Raw genomic sequence first — 17465 nt, forward strand, 5'->3', positions numbered from 1 at the left:
GGCCTTTCACTGGTCGGGGCGTTCATTTGTGGTCGAGGCTCGGACTCCAGCCGAGCTCGGTGGAGATGGCCTCGGCGGTGTCGCGCACGCGCGGCAGCAGGCCGAGGACCTGGTCGTGATCGAGCAGCATGTCCGGCACCGACACCGACAGCGCGGCGACGGTTGCGCCGGTGCCGTCGTGGATCGGGACGGCCACGCAGTTGATGAAGCTCTCGTGCTCCTCGTGGTCCTCGGCGAAGCCTTGGGCCGCAACGAGTTCGAGTTCGGCGAGGTACTGCTCGGGGGTGCGGATGGTGCGGTCGGTGTAGGCGCGGTAGTCGAGACCGTTCGCGATGGCCGCCCACTGCGACCGGGGCAGCGCGGACACCAGCACCTTGCCCACCGCCGTGCAGTGCAGCGCGGCCGGGCGGCCGATGCGCGAGTACATGCGCACGCTGTGGGTGGCGTCGAGCTTGTCGATGTAGACCGCCTCGCCGGATTCGTAGGTGGCCAGGTGCACGGTCTGCCCGGTGTCGGCGTTCAGCGCCGCCAGATGCGGCCGCGCCACCGTGCGCACGTCCCGGCCCTCCAGCGACCGGTTGGCCAGCTCGAAAAGCCTGGTGCCGAGCCGGTATCGGTGCTCATTGTCGTGGGTGACGAAGCGGTCCGCCTCCATGGTCTGCAGCAGGCGCAGCACGGTGGACTTGTGCACGCCGAGTCGAGTCGCCAACTGGTCCAGGGACTTCGGCTCCTCGCCGAGTTCGACGAGCAGGGTGAGGGCGCGCTGGAGACTCTGGCTCATGACGCCACATTCTCGGGGATGAGCAGGGCCGGGCGGTAATGGATGGCGGCCCAATCGGATTCGGAGGCCGCGGCCAGGGATTCGAGCGCCGAGAGCGGGGGCAGGTCGGCGATATCGCCGGTGCCGGTGAGCGCGGCGGCGGCGCAGAGGTGGCCGAAGCGCAGCAGTTGCTCGTGCGGGCGGCCCTGTAGCAGCGCCGCGAGGTAGCCGCCGGCGAAAGCGTCTCCGGCGCCGATGCGTTCGGTGACCTCCAGCGTCAGGGCCGGGACTTCGAGCCGGTCCGCACCGAAAAAGCCTGTCACCGAATGCTTGTCGTTCTTGACGATCAGGTGCCGGGGCTGCGGGAATGCGGCGCGCAGGCGGTCGGCGTCGCCGATACCGAAGACCTCTTCGGCCTCGTCCGCACCTAGGAACACGACATCACTGCCGCCGATGTGACGGGCCAAGATGTCGGCGGGGGATTCGGTGCGGCGGGCCCAGAGTGCGGGCCGGTAGTTGAGATCGAAGCTGATCAGGCGGCCGCGCCGGGGGAGCGCGAGCAGCGCGTCGGTGAGCTCGGTCGCCGAGGGGGAGAGTGCCGTGGTGATGCCGGTGAAGTGGATGAGCTCGGCCTGCTCGAGCAGCGGGTTCGCGGAGTCCATATCCGCCGGTGACAGCGCGCTCGCGGCGGAACCGGTGCGGTAGTACAGCATTCGGCTGGAACCGGCGGGCAGATCCGTCGCCCGGCCCGAGCCGCTGCCGCGCTCCTTCACGTAGACCGCCGTCGGCCGCGTCGAGTCGACCGTGACGGCCGCGGTGTCCACGCCGCGCTCGGCCAGGTGCCGGACCAGATACCGTCCGAAGCCGTCGTCCCCGACCCGCGACATCCATCCGGTCGGTATGCCCAGCTGACTCAGCACGCACGCGACATTCGCCTCGGCCCCGCCCGCGCCGCGCTCGAACACGGGGGAATCCTCGAGCGGCCCCGGTGCCGCGATGAGCACCGCGAGGCCCTCGCCGACGGTGACAGCCCGGGCGGTCGGCTGGATCACACCAATCTCCTTCGAATGGTTGCGGCTTTCGGACATTACGTGCAGACTAACCACCAGAAACACGATGTGCAACAAGCGTTGCAAATTATGCAATGCATTGTTGCTATTGATCGGAAGGAGCGTCTTGGCCGCCGACAACGCCGTCGCAGCCCCCGGTGAGACCGTCGCAGCCCCACAGGGCACCGGTCTCGCCGACACCGTCGGGGCGGTTCCGGACTTGGTCCTGGGCCCGCAGCACAAATCGCTGCCACCCGCCGCCTGGGGGCTGACCGTGCGCGAATACCTGGCCACGGCTCCGCATCTGGACGACCTACAGACCCCGGTGCTGACCATGGACCGCGCCGCGCTCGACACCAATCGCGCCGTCATGGCCGAGTGGGCCAGCGCCGCCGGTGTCCGCCTGGCACCCCACGGCAAAACCACGATGTCCCCGCAGCTCTGGAAAGAGCAGCTGGACGCCGGTTCCTGGGCCATCACCCTTGCCACCGGCTGGCAGGTCCAGGTCGGCCGCTCCCTCGGCCTGAACCGCATCCTGCTGGCGAACGCCCTGCTGGATCCGACCGCATTGCGCTGGGTCGCAGCCGAAATCGCCCGCGACCCGAACTTCGAGCTCTACAGCTGGGTCGACGGCGTCGCCTCGGTGCGGGAAATGGAACGCCACCTCGAGTCCGCCCCGGACGGCGTGAAACTCAACGTCATCGTGGAACTCGGTGGCCCGCACGGCCGTACGGGCGCCCGCGGCCTGGCCGCCGCCCACGAGGTCGCCGACGCCGTCGACAAGTCGCCCCGACTGCGCCTGGCAGGTGTCGGCGGTTATGAGGGCGCACTCGCCCACGACCGCACCCCGGAAGCACTTGCCGCCGTACGTCATTACCTCGACCAGGTCGCGATTCTGCACCAGGAACTCGCGGCCGCCGGACGATACGACGAGTTCCTCGAACAGCCAGCGGCGCGTGCGGACGACACGTCTCCCCGTCATTCCGGCGCGTCTTTGGCCGGAATCCACTCGGCCGCTGTGGATCCCGGCCAAAAGCACGCCGGGATGACGGGTGGGTCTGTGGCTGCCGGGTTGCGTGAAAGTATGTCGGGGGAGCGCGGGGCATCGGGCACCGGCGGGTTGCGTGAGGCTGCGGTCGGAGCGGGCGGTCGGAGCGCTTCTCGGACAGCAGGCCAGGCAAGTCCTCATCGCGAGGGCCGTGCCACGATCGTGACCGCCGGGGGTAGTGCGTATCCGGACCTCGTGGTCGAGCGGCTGGGCGGGCTGGCCGATGAGGCTGGCGCGCACGGGGTTCCGACGGCGGTGGTGTTGCGGTCCGGGGCTTATCTGGTGCACGATGACGGCTTCTATTCCGGGATTTCGCCGTTGGCCGCCGGGCACGCGGAGCGTCCGTTGCGGTCGGCCATGCACGGTTGGGCGCGCAGTGTGTCCCGCCCGGAAGCGGAACTCGCGCTGCTCGATGCGGGTAAGCGGGATTTTCCGTTCGATGAGGGGTTGCCGGTCCCGCAGCTGGTTGCGGGACCGGCAAGCAAACCGTTGCCGGATGGGGCGCATGTCTCGGCGTTGAATGATCAGCACACATTTCTGCGGCTGCCGGGTGGGTCGGAGGCCGACGTTCCGGTGGGAAGTGTGGTGCGGCTGGGGCTTTCACATCCGTGTACCGCGTTCGACAAGTGGCGGCTCATTCCGGTGATCGATGATGCGGAGGCCGAGCGGCCCCGGATCGTTGATTTCCTGCCCACCTATTTCTGAGTGGGATGTCATGGCTGAGTTGTTGATTCGCGATATCGATGTCATCGACGGCACGGGTGAGGAGCGGTACCGGGCCGATGTGGTGATCGAGGGCGGGCGCATTGCCGAGATCGCCGCGCCCGGCACCGTCGCCGGGGCCGATCGGATTCTCGACGAGGGCGAGAATCTGGTGCTGGCACCGGGATTCATCGATATGCACGCGCATTCCGATCTGCATCTGCTCACCGATCCCGGGCATTTCCCCAAGCTGAGCCAGGGGATCACCACCGAGGTGATCGGACAGGACGGGCTGTCCTACGCGCCCATCGACGACGCCACGTTGGCCGTCGTGCGCCGCCAGATCGCGGGCTGGAACGGCAATCCCCCCGATCTCGACTTCGCGTCGCGGACGGTGGCGGAGTACCTGGACCGGCTGGATACGGCGGGGATCACGCCGAACGCCGCCTATCTCGTGCCGCAGGGCACCCTGCGGCTGATGGTGGTGGGCAGCGAGAAGCGCGCCGCCACCGCGGCGGAGATCGAGCGCATGCGCGCGCTCCTGCGGCAGGCCCTGAGCGAGGGCGCGGCCGGCATGTCCAGCGGGCTCACGTATACGCCCGGAATGTACGCCGACACTTCGGAACTCGCGGCGCTGTGTGAGGTGGTCGCCGAGTTCGGCGGCTTCTACGCCCCGCACACCCGCTCCTACGGAGCCGGGGCGCTGGACGCCTACGCCGAGATGATCGAGCTCTCCCGCCGCACCGGCTGCGCCCTGCACCTCACCCACGCCACCATGAACTTCGGCGAGAACCGCGGCCGCGCACCGGAATTCCTCGCCATGATCGACGCCGCGTTGGCCGACGGCTGCGATATCAGCCTCGACACCTACCCGTATCTGCCCGGCTCCACCACGCTCTCGGCGCTGCTGCCGAGCTGGGCCATGTCCGGTGGTCCGGATGCCGCGCTGGCGAGGATCGCCGACCCCGAGGCGCGAGCGCGAATCATCCAGGACGTCAACGTCAATGGCTCCGACGGATGCCACGGCGTGACCGTCGAATGGGAGACCATCCAGATCAGCGGCGTCGCCAACCGGGAGCTGAGCGAGTTCGTCGGCCGCACGGTCGCCGACATCGCCGCCGACCGGTCCCGCGAGCCCGTCGAGGTCTTCTTCGACCTGCTGACCCGAGATCAGCTGGCCACCACCATCCTTCAGCACGTCGGCCACGAGGAGAACGTGCGCGCCATCATGCGCCACGGTCGTCATATGGGCGGCAGCGACGCCCTGCTGGTCGGCGACCGCCCGCACCCCCGCGCCTGGGGCACCTTCCCGCGCTACCTCGGCCACTACACCCGCGAACTCGGCGTCCTCGCCCTCGAGGACTGCGTCCACCACCTCACCGGCCGTCCCGCGCAACGCCTTCGACTGCGCGACCGCGGACTCGTCCGCGAGGGCTACGCCGCCGACCTGGTCCTCTTCGACCCCGCCACGGTCATCGACCGGGCCACCTTCGAGGACCCCAAACAACAGGCCCACGGCATCCCCTACGTCCTCGTCAACGGCGAATTCGCCCTGGACGCGGGCAAACCCACCGGAATCCGCGCCGGCCGCGCCCTGCGCCTGGATGCCACCCGAAAGGAGACCCGATGACCGCGCTCGAGAGCCGAACGGCCGCCATGGACGCGATCCTGTCCGACCGGGCGCTGACCGTCGTTCGCGCACCGGTGATCCCGGATCCCGTGGCCCTCGCCGACGCCCTGGCCGGATCCGGAATCCGGGCGGTGGAACTGACTTTCACCACTCCGGGCGTCCTGGACTGCCTGCGCACGATCTCCGAGACCGGTCGTGCGGTGGTCGGCGCGGGCACCGTGCTCAGCGCGTGGCAGGCCGAGGCCGCCATCGACGCCGGGGCGCGGTTCCTGGTGACGCCCGGCATCACCGAGCCGGTCGCCGAAGTGGCCGCGCGCCACGATATTCCGGTCGTCATGGGCGCCTTCACCCCCTCCGAGGTGATGCGGGCCATGGACCTGGGCGCGGCCGCCATCAAGATCTTCCCCGCCCGGGCGCTGGGCCCGGGCTATCTGAAGGACCTGCGCGGTCCCTTCCCGAACGTCCGCCTGATCCCCTCCGGCGGGGTCAATGCGGGCAATGCCGCCGACTTCCTCGCCCACGGGGCGGTCGCGGTCACCGCCGGAACCGATGTCGTACCACCCGCCGCCGTGGCGGCGGGCGAATGGGCCGAAATCGCCTCGCGCGCGGCCGCATTCGTTCGAGCCTTGCGCTGATTCGAAGATGTGAACTGAGAGGTATCCCATGAGCACCACCGTGGACTGGCTGCGTACCAGCACGCCGGGACTGCTGCTGCTCTGCGGTGCGGCGATCGCCGTACTGCTGATCGCGATCATCCGGTTCAAGCTGGAACCGTTCATCGCCCTGCTGCTCACCGGCCTCGGCCTGGCCCTGGCCGCCGGACTGCCGGTGTCCCAGATCGTCGGCACCGCATTGAAATCCGGTGATTCCCTGCTGGAGACCGGATTCGGCTCGATCCTGGGCCATATCGCCGTGATCATCGGCCTGGGCACCGTGCTCGGCGCGATCCTGGAAAGGTCCGGCGGCGCAGACGTTCTGACCCAGAAGTTGCTGAGCCTGTTCGGCGAGAAGGGCGCCCCGGTGGCGATGGGCCTGCTGGGCCTCATCTTCGGCATCCCGGTGTTCTTCGATATCGGCATCTTCGTGCTCGCTCCGCTGGTCTACGTGGCCGCCAAGCGCGGTGGCCGATCGCTGGTGCTCTACGCCATGCCGATGCTCGCCGGTCTGTCCATGACGCACGCGTTCCTGCCGCCGCACCCGGGCCCGGTCTCGCTGGGCGGGCTGCTCGGGGTGAGCCTCGGCTGGCTGATCGTGATGGGATTCGTCTGCGGCATACCGGGATTCATCGCCGCGGGCATCGTGTGGGGCAGCTGGATCGGCAAGCGGGTGCACGTCGAGGTGCCCGCCGACTTCCTGGTGCGCGAACCCGACAGCGTGACCGACGGCCCCGGCGCGGCCACCGCCGACCCGGCTACCGCCACCGCGACGCTGGTCAAGCGCCCGCCGTCGGTCGGCCTGATCGGCGCGATCATCGCCGTGCCCCTGGTCCTCATCCTCGGCGCGACCTTCGGCACCCAACTGCTGATCAAGGGTTCGAAGCCGTTGCAGGTCCTGACCTTCCTCGGCACCCCCGCCGTCGCCCTGCTGCTCACCGTCCTGCTCGCCTTCTACGTGCTCGGCATCCGCCGCGGCTCCACCGTGCAGGAGCTCAGCGCGGTCACCGCGGAATCCCTGCGCCCGGTCGGCATGCTGCTGCTGGTGGTCGGCGCGGGCGCGTTCTTCGGAAAGGTGATCTCCGCCACCGGAATCGGCACCGCCCTCGCCCACACCATGGCCGCGGCCGGACTGCCGGTGATCGTGCTCGCCTACGTGATCAGCTGCGGCCTGCGCATCGCTCAGGGCTCGGCCACGGTGGCCATCGTCACCACGGGCGGCATCGTCGCCCCGCTGGTGGCCGACCACGGGTACTCCCAGGTGGCGCTGGCGCTCATCGCCATGGCCATCGCGGCCGGCTCGATCATCCTCAGCCACGTGAACGACGGCGGCTTCTGGATCATCGCGAAGTTCTTCAACCTGACCGTGAAACAGACACTGCAGACCTGGACGGTGCTCGAGACAGTCCTGTCTGTGGTCAGCTTCGCGGTGGCCGCGGTGCTCTTCGCGATCCTCGCGTGAGGTGACGTTGGGGCAGAGTGGAATCAGACACTTCGGATAGGAGATCCGCATGGACCTACCGATCGCCGGTTCCACTCTTGCCGTTTCGACCGGTTCCACCGTTTATCAGCTCGCGCTCGCGGCCGGGCCCTATGTGGTCAATATCGAGGGTGAGCTGGCGGTGCACAGTCCGACCGGGGAGAGCCTGCACCGGATTCCGGGAGAGCCGCACACCGATGATCTGGTGGCGGCCCTCACCGGGGTGATCATTGCCGCGGTCGCGGCGGATGACGGGGAGTTGCGGATCGATCTGGACTCCGGGCATCGGCTCGTCGTGGAGCCGGACCCGTATTTCGAGGCGTGGAACGTGACCGCGCCCGGGCGCTATCTCGTGGTCTGCATGCCCGGCGGTGAACTGGCGGTGTGGTCGGCCGAATCCTGAACGCCGCGTGGACCGTTGGCGTCGCGGCCGGTGGACCCCGATGAGGTCGGCCCACCGCCGCGACGACGGATACCTCGCGGCACGCAGCGCGCCACCACTCGGCGACAGCCCTGTGGTCCGCGTTCGTGCCGTCCCCTCGCGGACACCCGGTGTCGCCGTGCGGCGCATCGCACGGCGGAAAAAGCATCCCGATCCAAGGGGGTGATGGTCAAGGCGGACCCCTGTCCCAATTTGTCCCAGTGGCGTTGCGTCGGGTTAGCTAGCGGATCTGTTCGGTTTAATTTTTCGGCTGGAGGTATGGGTGACCGCGCTCTCGGAGATTGCGGACTATTTGCGCGGGCGGCGGGAGGTGGCCGGATTGACCCGCGCGGAGCTGTCCAAGCGAGCCGGTGTCTCCGAGGCGTTGATCCAGAAGATCGAGCAGGGCACCCGGCCGCCGACCGCCACCGCGCTCGGCGCGCTGTTCACCGCCCTGGAGGTGCCGGTGCAGGTGCGCGAGCACGCCGCCACCTTGCTGCAGCCTGAACTGGCCAGCTTCGGAACCGAGATCACCCCGCCCGAGCCGTACGAACTCGACTTCCTGCGGAGCCTGCCGTATCCGGCGTGCTACCAGACCATGCCCGCGGTCGACCTGGTCGCCGCGAATGACGCCTATCTGAAGGCGTTTCCGGGTCTCGAGCCCGGTGCGGTCATCCTCGAATGGATGATGCTCGATCCCCGGGCGCGCGAGGTCATGGCCGACTGGGAAAGCGACGCGCATCTCATGGCGTACGGCTTCCGGTACCTGGCGTCGGCCATTCACTCGCCGGAGAAGGTGCAGGCCATCATCGCGCGATGCAGCGCGGCCCCGGAGTGGGATCGCTTCTGGAACACCGAAGTCGCGGCCGACGCTATCCAGCGCCGAGTCACCCGCGTGCTCTCACCCGACACCGGCGAGCTGATCAGCTACCACATCCAGGTCTTCAAATTCGAACTGCCGCAGCGGCCTTGGTGGATCTACTCCCTGGTCCCCGTCAATTGAGCCGCGCCGGTGGCGCTGTGCTCATCGGTAGAGAAATGCTGCCGGTAGCGTTCGGGCGTGGTGCCCAGGCGGCGGGTGAACACCCGGTGCAGGGTCTCGCCGTGCCGGTAGCCGACCTGACGGGCGATCGCGCCGATGGTCAGCTCGGTGGATTCCAGCAGCCGGCGGGCCGATTCCAGGCGTAGGTCCTCGATGAAAGCCGCTGGCGTGCTGCCGGTTTCGGCTCGGAAGGCGCGGGCGAAATTGCGTTCGCTCATGCCCGCGCGCCGCGCCAGCACGGCCACCGCGAGAACTTCGTCGAGGTGGTCGGGTACCCACTGCTGTACGGCGCGGATGGCGGGCGTCCGCGCGGGCTGACTGCGCAATTGGGCGCTGAACTGGGCCTGCCCGCCGGGGCGCCGGGTGAAGACCACGTATACCCGCGCGATCATCGCGGCCGTTTCGCGCCCGTGGTCGTCCTCGACCAGTGCGAGGGCCAGATCGACGCCCGCGGACATGCCCGCCGAGGTCCAGCGATTGCGGTCGCGGACGTAGATGCGATCCGGTTCGACGGTCACCCTCGGAAAGCTCTGGGCCAGTAGGTCGGTCGTGCCCCAGTGGGTGGTGGCCCGATAGCCGTCCAGCAGTCCCGCGGCCGCCAGCAGCAGCGCGCCCGCGCACACCGAGGTCACCCGCCGTGCCTTGCGGGCGAGGGCGGGCAACTCCGGGACCACCTCGGCGGCGCCGGGCTCGGTGACGGCGCCGCCGACGACGATGAGGGTGTCGAAGTCGTCGCCCTCGGCGATCTCGCGCAGTGAATGCGCCACCGAGAGGGTCAGTCCGCCGTCGGCGTGGATCGGGCGACCTCCCGGCGAGGCCGTCAAGAGGCGGTAGGGCAGCGCCGGGGAATCGCCGTTCGAGGCCGGCCCGTCGACGGTGATCGCGTGCCCCCGCAGCTCCGGCGGCAGCCGGTGCGACGGCGTCTCGACAATGCTGTTGAGGAGCGCGAAAACATCCAGTGGCCCGGCCAGCTCGGAGATCTGCATGCCTTGGAAGACGACGAAGACAATGGTGCGGGGCGCGGGCACCCCGCCATCATCGCAGTGCAACCGCGTGGCTGTCACGGTCAATTGCTGATCGATCCGGCCGCTTTCGGGGCACTGTGGCTGTCATGAGAGGCACAGTGACGATCCAGGAACGGGATCATGAGCGCGGCCACCCGCTCGCCGAACTGGGCGTGCGGGTAGTGACCGCCCTGTTCGACCAGGGCGTACTCGCCCAGGCCGGGCGGCAGGGCGGCCACGATCCGCTGGGCTTCCGCCTCGGGGCTGGGGAAGTCCGGATCCTCCGCGCCCATGATCACCAGTGCGGGACAACGGACTTCGGCCACGCGGGCCTCGGCATCGGCCGGGGAGGTCGCGCCGGTCTTCATGAATTCCGCCCAGCGCCCTGGCTCGCGCAACTGGTTTCGCAGGGCGGTCAGGTAGTCGTCCTGATCGGCGGGCCGGGTCGGATAGGCCACGCCCTCGAGGTATCGGAACCACAGCCGGGGCGACTTCAGCAACTGCATGCCGACCAGTTCGAACATCGCGCGGCGATGGCGGCGATCCGACCACAGCGCGCCGAGATCCGGCTGGATGGTCATGGTGAACGGGTCGATCTCCACGATCGCCGACACCAATTCCGGGGCTTCGGCCGCCGCGATGGTCGCCGAACCACCGGACAGCGAATGTCCGACGATCACCGCCGGGCCCCCGAAATGCCGGATGACTCCGAGCAGATCGAGGGCCACGTCGGTGCGGCTGATGGCCGCCTTGCCGGTCACCGACGGCCAGTCCAGGCTGGATTCGCCGTGGCCGCGCATATCGGTGTTCACCACGCGGTACCCGGCGGCGGCAAGCGGACCGACCAGGTGGCGGTATTCCTGCCGCCAGGTCCCCATGCCGTGCGACAGCACCACGAGGGGTCCGTCGCCGGTCACGTCATACGCGATCCGCCCGTGCTCGAGCGTTACGAACTCGGTCATTTCCCGGTCCTTCCAAGCGATTTCGTTCCGTTGCCGCGTCTTGCGGCATGACGAAATTGAACGCCGGAAGGGGGAGCGGGCCGAGGGCTCGGGCCGGACGGATCAGTCGTGTGGCCGATCCGGTCAGTCGCTGACCGGTGCGGAACAGGTCAGTCGCTGACCCTGCCGATCCGGTCAGTCGCTGACCCTGCCGATCCGGTCAGTCGCTGATCGTGCCGACCGCCGCGGCCGCGCGGTCGGGTGCGCCGAACCAGGTGGCGAGCGCGTCGCGCAGCGCGGGCACCGCCGTGTCCGACGCCTCGCCGACCGTCGCGGCCCAGGCGACGTGGGCGTCGGGCCGGATCAAGAGGGCGTCGGCGGGGCGATCGGGAGTGGTGGCGGTCCGCACGTCGACACGACCGGCCCAGTCCCCGGCGACCGCACGCAGGTCCGGGCGATCGGCCAGGACGAGCAGGACGGGACGGGCGGCGGGCAGCAGGTCGGCGACGCTCGCCTCCCCTCGATCGCCCTTCAGCGGCAGGTCGGGAACCACGGTGCCGGTCAGCGGATGCCCGTTGGGATTCGCCAGCGGCAGCCGGAGTTCGGTGCCCGCGATGAGCCCGGCCAGGCGGTGCAGCGCGGGCTCGTCGAGGAGCATTTCCTGGAACAGCTCCCGCAGCGCCTGCGCCGCCGGGTCGTCGGACCGCCGCAATGCCACCTGGGCCTGGGTCTGCATCATGATGCGGGTGCCCGCGAAGTGACGTTCGTCGTGGTAGCTGTCCAGCAGCCCGGCCGGGGCCCAGCCCTGCAGGTCGGCGGCCAGCTTCCAGGCCAGGTTGACCGCGTCGAGCATGCCCGCGGTCAATCCGACACCGGTCATGGGGAACCCGTGCGCGGCGTCACCGGCCACCAGAACCCTTCCGGCCCGGTACCTTTCGGCCTGGCGGGCCTGGAACTGATAGCGCGACAGGCGAATCGGATCGATCAGGGGCAGATCGACGCCCAGGACGCGACGGATGCTGTCCTGCAGTTCGGCCAGCGACATGGGTTCGTTGTCGTCGGTCTCGTCGTTCGTGTCCTCGGTGACCTGAATCATCACCGTGCGGGTGGGCGAGACCGGCCCCATCGCGAACACGCCGTGGTCGGTCCGGGTGAAGCCGGGGGAGATGACGCCCTGCCCGGCGATCTCGATGGCGCCGTTGTCCAGCACGGTCACCGAATCGGGCACGCTGACCTGGCCCAGCCGGTTCACCTCCGGGTAGGTGGTGCCCGGGAAATCGATTCCGGCCATGCCGCGGATGCGGCTGCGCGCGCCGTCACAAGCCACCAGATAGCTTGCGGTGAGCCGGTATTCGCCGTCCGGTCCGCTGACATCGACGGTGACCGCGGTGTCCTGCTGCTCGATCCCGGTCACCTCGTGCCCGCGCCGCACCTCCGCGCCGAGCTCGCCCGCCCAATCGTCGAGCAGCTGCTCGAGTTTCGGCTGCGGCAGATGCATGGCCTTCAAGGGCGAATCGGCCAGCGGGCTGAAATCCACATGCATTCCGCCGAACGGCAGCGCCGTGAGCGCGCCCGCGTCGGAACCGATGGCCTGAAGCCGCTCCGTGAGCCCCCGATAACCCAGCAATTGCAGAATCTGCCCGCTGAGCCCATTGGCCTTCGGGACCGTGCGCAATTGCGGCGACCGCTCCAGCACCACCGGCACCACCCCCGCCAGCCGCAGTTCCGCGGCCAGCATCAGACCCGTCGGGCCCGCACCCACGATGATCACGTCGGCATCGCTGTTTCGCACTCGCACTACTCCGTTTCCGTGGGTTTTCGCTACGGTCGGCGATTCTGCAGCATTACCGGGGTCTTGCCGCAAGGGCGGGGGTGCGATATACGTTGAAGAGGGAGGGATTCGAGTCCGGTCAGGACGCGGCCTGTTCGCCGAGCTTGTGGCGCAGCACCTTTCCGCTGGGATTGCGGGGGAGCTCGGGCAGGCGGACGAATTGCTTGGGCACCTTGTAGCGTTCGAGGCGAGCCCGGATGTGTACTCGCAGGGCCTCGTCGCCCGGATCATCGCTGGTGACCAGGTAGGCGCGCAGGACCTGCCCGTACTCGGGATCGGGGATGCCGACCACGATCACATCGCTGACCGCGGGGTGCTCGGCCAGGGCGTTCTCGACCTCGCGGGGATAGATGTTCTCGCCGCCGGACACGATCATCTCGTCGTCGCGGCCGTCGATATAGAGACGGCCCTGCGCGTCCAGATGACCCATATCGCCGACATTCACGTAGCCGTCGCGAATCTCCTTGGTGGGCGCGGAACCACCGCGATCGGCGGTGTAACCGTTGAAGCCCAGGCCACCGCGCACGAAGATGGTGCCGGTCTCGCCCACGGCGGCCGGGGTGCGGTCGGCGCGCAGAATGCGCACGGAGACACCGAGAATGGGGCGGCCGACGGTCTTGGGGGAGTGCTCGAGGTCGGCGGGTGTGGCGATCGACACGACGCCCGCCTCGGTGGAGCCGTAGCCGTTGATCAACCTCGGGCCGTAGTCGCGCAGGAATGTCTCGATGGTGTTCGGGGAAATCGGTGCGGCACCGGTCAACGCCAGGCGCAAGGATCCGAGGTCGTAGCGTCGGCGGACCTCCGCGGGCAGGGCGGCCAGGCGCTGGATCATGATGGGGACGCCGATGAACACCGTCGCTTTATGGCGTTCGATATCGGCCAGCGCCAGTTCGGGATCGAAGCGGCGACGCGTGATGGCCGTTGCGCCCAAGGCCAATTGGCCCGCCAGCGCGCCGAGGCCGAAGCCGTGGAAGAACGGTGGCGCGACGATCGCGATATCGCGATGGCTCAGGCGGCTCGCGGCGGCCAGCGACGCGGCGGCCTCCAGTGCGGGCCGCAGGCCGATCCGGCGGGCCACGCCCTTGGCCATGCCGGAGGTGCCCGAGGTCAGCAAGGTGATCTGCGCGGGCTGACCGGCGGGCGGTGGCGACAGATGATGGTGCCGCGCAAGCTGATCCAGGGTGGGGATATCCGACTCGATCGGAGAGTCGACCCAGCCGCGCACCTGGAGACCCGGATAGCCCGCCTCGGCGACCGCCGCCAGATATTCGTCGTCATGGATCAGGACATCCGGCGCGTGCCGCTCCAGGATCCGGGCCAGCTGGGCGGCGGGTAGCTCGGTATTGAGGAACACCAGCTCGCACCCGAGCCGGCTGCCCGCGATCACCGCCTCGACGAAACCGCGGTGATTGCGGCACAGCACACCCACGGTGCGCAGACCCGGCGCTAGCGAATGCAGCGATGCGGCAATGGTTTCGGAACGACTCAACAGCTCGCGATAGGTGACCGCGCCGGATTCGTCGATCAGCGCGATCCGATCCGGATACCGGGCCGCCGAGGTGGCGATGAGCAAGCCGAGCGACGGACCGTAGGCGCGGTAACCGCGCACGATCGACATGGCGGCGGCCGGGCCGATCGGCCGCAGTGCGCCCGATGTCGCGACGGCGGAAAGGGCGGTGCCCCAATCGAGTACGGTGCTAGGCCGCATTGCCGGTCCCCTTCCCGTTGATCGCGCGCAGCGCCGCATCGGTATCGCCGAGCCGCTTGTAGAGAGCGGTGGCCCCGATCTCCAGCGGCACCCGCAGGACCGGCACCAGCACTGCGGTCAGGTACCCGTAGGCGGGAATCATGAAGCGCGGCTTGCGGATCAGTGCTCGCGCGACGCTGGTCGCCGCCTCGGCGGGCGTCTGTCCGGGCAGTGCCGACATCCAGCGGCTGGGCGCGCTCATGCGGGTATGCATGAGACCGGCGTAGATGGTGGTGAGGGTGACCCCGTCGGGCCGCGCCTCCATGCCCACCGCCCGCATCCAGACGTCGAAGGCGGCCTTGGACGACAGGTAGAAGCCCCACTTCGGTGCGGTCGGGAACAGCACGCCGACCGTGGAGACGTTCACGATGTGACCGCTGCGCCGCGCCCGCATGCTCGGCAGCAGCGCCAGGGTGAGCCGAATCGGGCCGAGATAGTTGGCCGAGGAGGTGGCGGTCAGATCCTTGGGCCGGTCGTAGGACAGGTGGATGGAGCGGCGTAATGACTTGCCCGCGTTGTGAATCAGATAGTCCACGTGGCCGAAGCGGGTCAGGATCTCGGTGGCGAACTCCGAAATCGATTCCGGCTCACCCAGATCCAGGCGCAGCGCCACCGCCTGCCCGCCCGCGTCCTTGATCTCCGCCGCGATCTCCTCGAGCTGATCGATCGACCGGGCGCCGAGCACCACGGTGGCTCCGGCGGCGCCCAACAGTCGGGCGGTCTCCGCGCCCAGGCCGTGCGAAGCGCCGGTCACGACGGCGATCTTGCCGTCCACCTCGCGGCGCAGCCGGTTCGGGTCGGAGATGCCGCGCGGGCCGATGAGCCAGGCCGCGGCCCGGCCGATCGGGCCCGCCGCCAGGGCATTGTTGGGTCGGTGCGGTTCGTTCACTGAGGGGTCTCTTTTCGTGCGGGTCGAGCGGCATTGCTCAGGTCCAGCAGGGCCGCGATAACGCGGGAAGTCAGGGTGATCGACGGGTCGAGTGCCAAAGTCGTTTGGATGGTGGCGAATCCGGCCGCCAGCACCAGTGCCCGCAGACGTTCGCGATCGGGATCGGCCTCGGTGAGCCAGCGCGCGGTGGCGCCCTCCACGAACGCCAGCCAGCCGTCTATCGCGATATGAACGGTGGAACCCTCACCGGTGGAGACGATTTCGGTCAGCAGCGCGGTGACCAGCCGGTCCCGGTGCCGCTCGTGCTGCGCGAGCAGCCGCTCGTCGGCCCCCGCGCGCGGCGTCATGATCAGTGCGGTCCCGTGCTGCTGCACGAAATCCAGATAGATGTCGAACCCCTGGGTCAGCCGCTCCATCGCGGGACCCCGCAAGGCCTGCAGCCGATCCCAGAAGTCCTCCAGCACGGCCTCGTGCACCGCCAGGTACAGCTCGTGCTTCCCCCCGAAGTGATACCCGATCGACCCGACGGCCGCCCCGGCCGCCGCCGCGATCTCCGCGATCGACACTTCTTCGTACCGCTTGGCCGAGAACGCGATCCGCCCGGCTTCCACCAGCGCGGCCCGCGACTGCCGACCCCGCCGGTTCACCTGCGGGCCACTTTTTGAATCTCGTTCAACTTTGGCCACGAGGGCAGCATAGCCAGGTTTTTGAACGAGATTCAAGAACTGATTTCCGGCCCCGACGGAGGGCATCACGTGAACTGGATCACATCGCGTCACAGGATTTCGGGATCGGGCGTCTTGTGGGCATGACGAACATGGAACAGACTTCGGTCCTCATCACCGGCGCGAACAAGGGGCTGGGCTACGAGGCGGCGCGGCAGCTGGGCGAGCTCGGCTGGACGGTTTTCCTCGGCTCGCGGGATGTGGAACGCGGGCAGGCGGCCGTTGACAAGCTGGCCACCGCGGGCATCAAGGCCATCCTGATTCCCTTGGACGTGACTTCGGATGATTCTGTGGCGCAAGCGGTTCGGCTGGTGCGCGAGCACACCGACCGGCTCGATGTCCTGGTGAACAACGCCGGTGCGCCCGGCCACGCGGTCAACCCGGCCGAGGCCACCGTCGAGGAGATTCACCCCGTCTTCGACACCAACGTCTACGGCCCGGTCCGCGTCACCCAGGCCTTCCTGCCGCTGCTGCAGGCCGCGGAGAATCCCCGGGTCGTCATGGTCAGCAGTGCCGCGGGCTCTTTCGCGGTCGTCACCGACCCGACCCAGGCGGTCTCGCAGATGCACGAACTCGCCTACACATCCTCGAAGGCGGCGCTCAACATGCTGACCGTCCGCTACGCGCAGGCGCTGCCCGGCATCAAGTTCAACGCCATCACTCCCGGCGAGGTGGCCAACCACAAGTTCGCCGCCACCGATATGAACAACCACATGGGCCAGCTGACCGCCGCCGAGGGCGCGGAGGCGATCGTGCGGCTCGCGACCATTCCCGCCGACGGGCCGACCGGGACCTTCACCGATCGCCTGGGCCCGATCGCCTGGTGAGTCAGTTCGCGCGGCTCAGGACGGCGATCGGGAAGCGGCGGGTACTCAGCGCTCGGTAGGTGTCGAAGTGGCGGTACCCGGCCGTGAGTGTGCGCCAATGGGAGTCGTACTCGGCCTCGTCGGTGACCACCCGCACCGTGACGGGGAAGGTTTCTCGGCCGATGCGGACGGCGGCCCGATCGGGGGCGGCGACCAGGTTCTTCCACCAGTTGGGGGTGCCGGGGTTGCCGCCATTGGAACCGCAGATCAGCAGGTCGTCGCCGGACCGGATCTGCATGAGCATGACGGGGCGCGGCGCACCGGATTTGCGGCCGGGCACGATCAATTCGAGGACCGGATCGCCGAAGAGGGTGCCGAAGCGGGTGCCGCCGAAGCGCTCGTAGAGGCGTCGGTGCAGGCGGGCGTAGAAGCGGGCGACCGGACCCAGGTAGGTGGTGGAGTAGTGGTTGAAACGACCCTCCAGGGTCAGTGGGCCGGAGTTGGTGCCGGACATCGGTTTCCCCTTCGGTCGGTGCGGGTTTCACTTTACATCGCGTCCAGTGAGTGGATGTATCGGTCATGGGTAGGCTGCCGACATGACCGTGGGCACCGATTCCGGTCCGAGGGGCGATGTGGACGCGTTCGATCGGCTGCGGCCGCTGCTGTTCACCATCGCCTACGAGATGCTGGGCAGCGCCGCCGATGCCGAGGATGTGTTGCAGGACAGCTATCTCCGC

The 17465-nt window shown here is 68.8% G+C and carries 17 protein-coding genes; 8 read left to right on the top strand and 9 right to left on the bottom strand.

Going from position 1 to position 17465, the window contains the following annotated elements:
- Nucleotides 1-22: 22 nt before the first annotated feature.
- A complete protein-coding gene (locus ON43_RS13285) occupies nt 23-781 on the bottom strand; it encodes an IclR family transcriptional regulator (protein ID WP_040807313.1) in 759 nt (252 codons plus the stop codon).
- On the bottom strand, nt 778-1812 hold the full coding sequence (locus tag ON43_RS13290; RefSeq protein WP_245568566.1) for a sugar kinase: 1035 nt from the start codon (nt 1810-1812) through the stop codon (nt 778-780). Before ON43_RS13290 ends, ON43_RS13285 begins: the two co-directional genes overlap by 4 nt.
- A gap of 124 nt (nt 1813-1936) precedes the next feature.
- On the opposite strand from ON43_RS13290, the gene ON43_RS46175 reads away from it, so the two are divergent.
- The 6 genes from ON43_RS46175 (at nt 1937) to ON43_RS13320 (ending at nt 8746) form a co-directional block, all read left to right on the top strand.
- Nucleotides 1937-3562: a type III PLP-dependent enzyme domain-containing protein gene (locus ON43_RS46175; RefSeq protein ID WP_245568567.1), complete on the top strand. Its 1626-nt coding sequence runs from the start codon at nt 1937-1939 to the stop codon at nt 3560-3562.
- Nucleotides 3563-3572: 10 nt separating this feature from the next.
- A complete protein-coding gene (locus tag ON43_RS13300; protein WP_040807314.1) occupies nt 3573-5189 on the top strand; it encodes an N-acyl-D-amino-acid deacylase family protein in 1617 nt (538 codons plus the stop codon).
- Complete coding sequence (locus tag ON43_RS13305; protein ID WP_040807316.1) at nt 5186-5824, top strand: bifunctional 4-hydroxy-2-oxoglutarate aldolase/2-dehydro-3-deoxy-phosphogluconate aldolase; 639 nt, start codon at nt 5186-5188, stop codon at nt 5822-5824. The genes ON43_RS13300 and ON43_RS13305 overlap by 4 nt, the downstream gene beginning before the upstream one ends.
- Before the next feature lie 28 nt (nt 5825-5852).
- The gene (locus ON43_RS13310; protein WP_040807319.1) at nt 5853-7304 is read left to right on the top strand and encodes a GntP family permease; all 1452 of its coding nucleotides are present in this window, start codon (nt 5853-5855) and stop codon (nt 7302-7304) included.
- A 49-nt stretch (nt 7305-7353) separates the two neighbouring features.
- On the top strand, nt 7354-7725 hold the full coding sequence (locus ON43_RS13315) for a DUF6188 family protein (protein ID WP_040807321.1): 372 nt from the start codon (nt 7354-7356) through the stop codon (nt 7723-7725).
- A 301-nt stretch (nt 7726-8026) separates the two neighbouring features.
- Nucleotides 8027-8746, top strand: coding sequence for a helix-turn-helix domain-containing protein (locus ON43_RS13320; protein WP_040807322.1), 720 nt, complete (start codon nt 8027-8029; stop codon nt 8744-8746).
- Here ON43_RS13320 and ON43_RS13325 read toward each other — a convergent pair.
- The 6 genes from ON43_RS13325 to ON43_RS13350 form a co-directional block, all read right to left on the bottom strand.
- Entirely contained in the window at nt 8722-9849 is a 1128-nt protein-coding gene (locus ON43_RS13325) for a GlxA family transcriptional regulator (protein ID WP_245568568.1), read from the bottom strand. The genes ON43_RS13320 and ON43_RS13325 overlap by 25 nt on opposite strands.
- A gap of 2 nt (nt 9850-9851) precedes the next feature.
- Complete coding sequence (locus ON43_RS13330) at nt 9852-10751, bottom strand: alpha/beta fold hydrolase (RefSeq protein WP_063712540.1); 900 nt, start codon at nt 10749-10751, stop codon at nt 9852-9854.
- A 199-nt stretch (nt 10752-10950) separates the two neighbouring features.
- Nucleotides 10951-12522 carry an FAD-dependent monooxygenase gene (locus ON43_RS13335; RefSeq protein ID WP_245568569.1) on the bottom strand — a complete coding sequence of 524 codons (1572 nt, stop codon included), beginning with the start codon at nt 12520-12522 and terminating at the stop codon, nt 10951-10953.
- Nucleotides 12523-12640: 118 nt separating this feature from the next.
- Entirely contained in the window at nt 12641-14269 is a 1629-nt protein-coding gene (locus ON43_RS13340) for an AMP-binding protein (protein WP_040807323.1), read from the bottom strand.
- Nucleotides 14259-15197 (bottom strand): SDR family NAD(P)-dependent oxidoreductase, encoded by a 939-nt coding sequence (locus tag ON43_RS13345; RefSeq protein ID WP_051178369.1) that lies wholly within the window; start codon nt 15195-15197, stop codon nt 14259-14261. The genes ON43_RS13340 and ON43_RS13345 overlap by 11 nt, the downstream gene beginning before the upstream one ends.
- Entirely contained in the window at nt 15194-15844 is a 651-nt protein-coding gene (locus tag ON43_RS13350; protein WP_051178370.1) for a TetR/AcrR family transcriptional regulator, read from the bottom strand. The genes ON43_RS13345 and ON43_RS13350 overlap by 4 nt, the downstream gene beginning before the upstream one ends.
- A 170-nt stretch (nt 15845-16014) precedes the next feature.
- Between ON43_RS13350 and ON43_RS13355 the strand changes: the two genes are divergently transcribed.
- Entirely contained in the window at nt 16015-16749 is a 735-nt protein-coding gene (locus ON43_RS13355; protein WP_218003252.1) for an SDR family oxidoreductase, read from the top strand.
- 1 nt (nt 16750) lies between these two features.
- On the opposite strand, the gene ON43_RS42460 is transcribed toward ON43_RS13355, so the two are convergent.
- Nucleotides 16751-17242 carry a nitroreductase/quinone reductase family protein gene (locus ON43_RS42460; RefSeq protein ID WP_051178371.1) on the bottom strand — a complete coding sequence of 164 codons (492 nt, stop codon included), beginning with the start codon at nt 17240-17242 and terminating at the stop codon, nt 16751-16753.
- Between the two features lie 82 nt (nt 17243-17324).
- Between ON43_RS42460 and ON43_RS43675 the strand changes: the two genes are divergently transcribed.
- The coding region (locus ON43_RS43675) for a sigma factor (RefSeq protein ID WP_281033314.1) at nt 17325-17465 on the top strand (141 nt) is incomplete at its 3' end.

The organism is Nocardia concava NBRC 100430 (genome assembly GCF_000308815.1).
GTDB lineage: Bacteria > Actinomycetota > Actinomycetes > Mycobacteriales > Mycobacteriaceae > Nocardia > Nocardia concava.

What these genes read in the sequence shown, in the direction of transcription:
- ON43_RS13285 (WP_040807313.1), bottom strand. Translation starts at nt 781, where the DNA reads ATGAGCCAGAGTCTCCAGCGCGCCCTCACCCTGCTCGTCGAACTCGGC.
- ON43_RS13300 (WP_040807314.1), top strand. Translation starts at nt 3,573, where the DNA reads ATGGCTGAGTTGTTGATTCGCGATATCGATGTCATCGACGGCACGGGT.
- ON43_RS13305 (WP_040807316.1), top strand. Translation starts at nt 5,186, where the DNA reads ATGACCGCGCTCGAGAGCCGAACGGCCGCCATGGACGCGATCCTGTCC.
- ON43_RS13310 (WP_040807319.1), top strand. Translation starts at nt 5,853, where the DNA reads ATGAGCACCACCGTGGACTGGCTGCGTACCAGCACGCCGGGACTGCTG.
- ON43_RS13315 (WP_040807321.1), top strand. Translation starts at nt 7,354, where the DNA reads ATGGACCTACCGATCGCCGGTTCCACTCTTGCCGTTTCGACCGGTTCC.
- ON43_RS13330 (WP_063712540.1), bottom strand. Translation starts at nt 10,751, where the DNA reads ATGACCGAGTTCGTAACGCTCGAGCACGGGCGGATCGCGTATGACGTG.
- ON43_RS13340 (WP_040807323.1), bottom strand. Translation starts at nt 14,269, where the DNA reads ATGCGGCCTAGCACCGTACTCGATTGGGGCACCGCCCTTTCCGCCGTC.
- ON43_RS13355 (WP_218003252.1), top strand. Translation starts at nt 16,015, where the DNA reads ATGGAACAGACTTCGGTCCTCATCACCGGCGCGAACAAGGGGCTGGGC.
- ON43_RS42460 (WP_051178371.1), bottom strand. Translation starts at nt 17,242, where the DNA reads ATGTCCGGCACCAACTCCGGCCCACTGACCCTGGAGGGTCGTTTCAAC.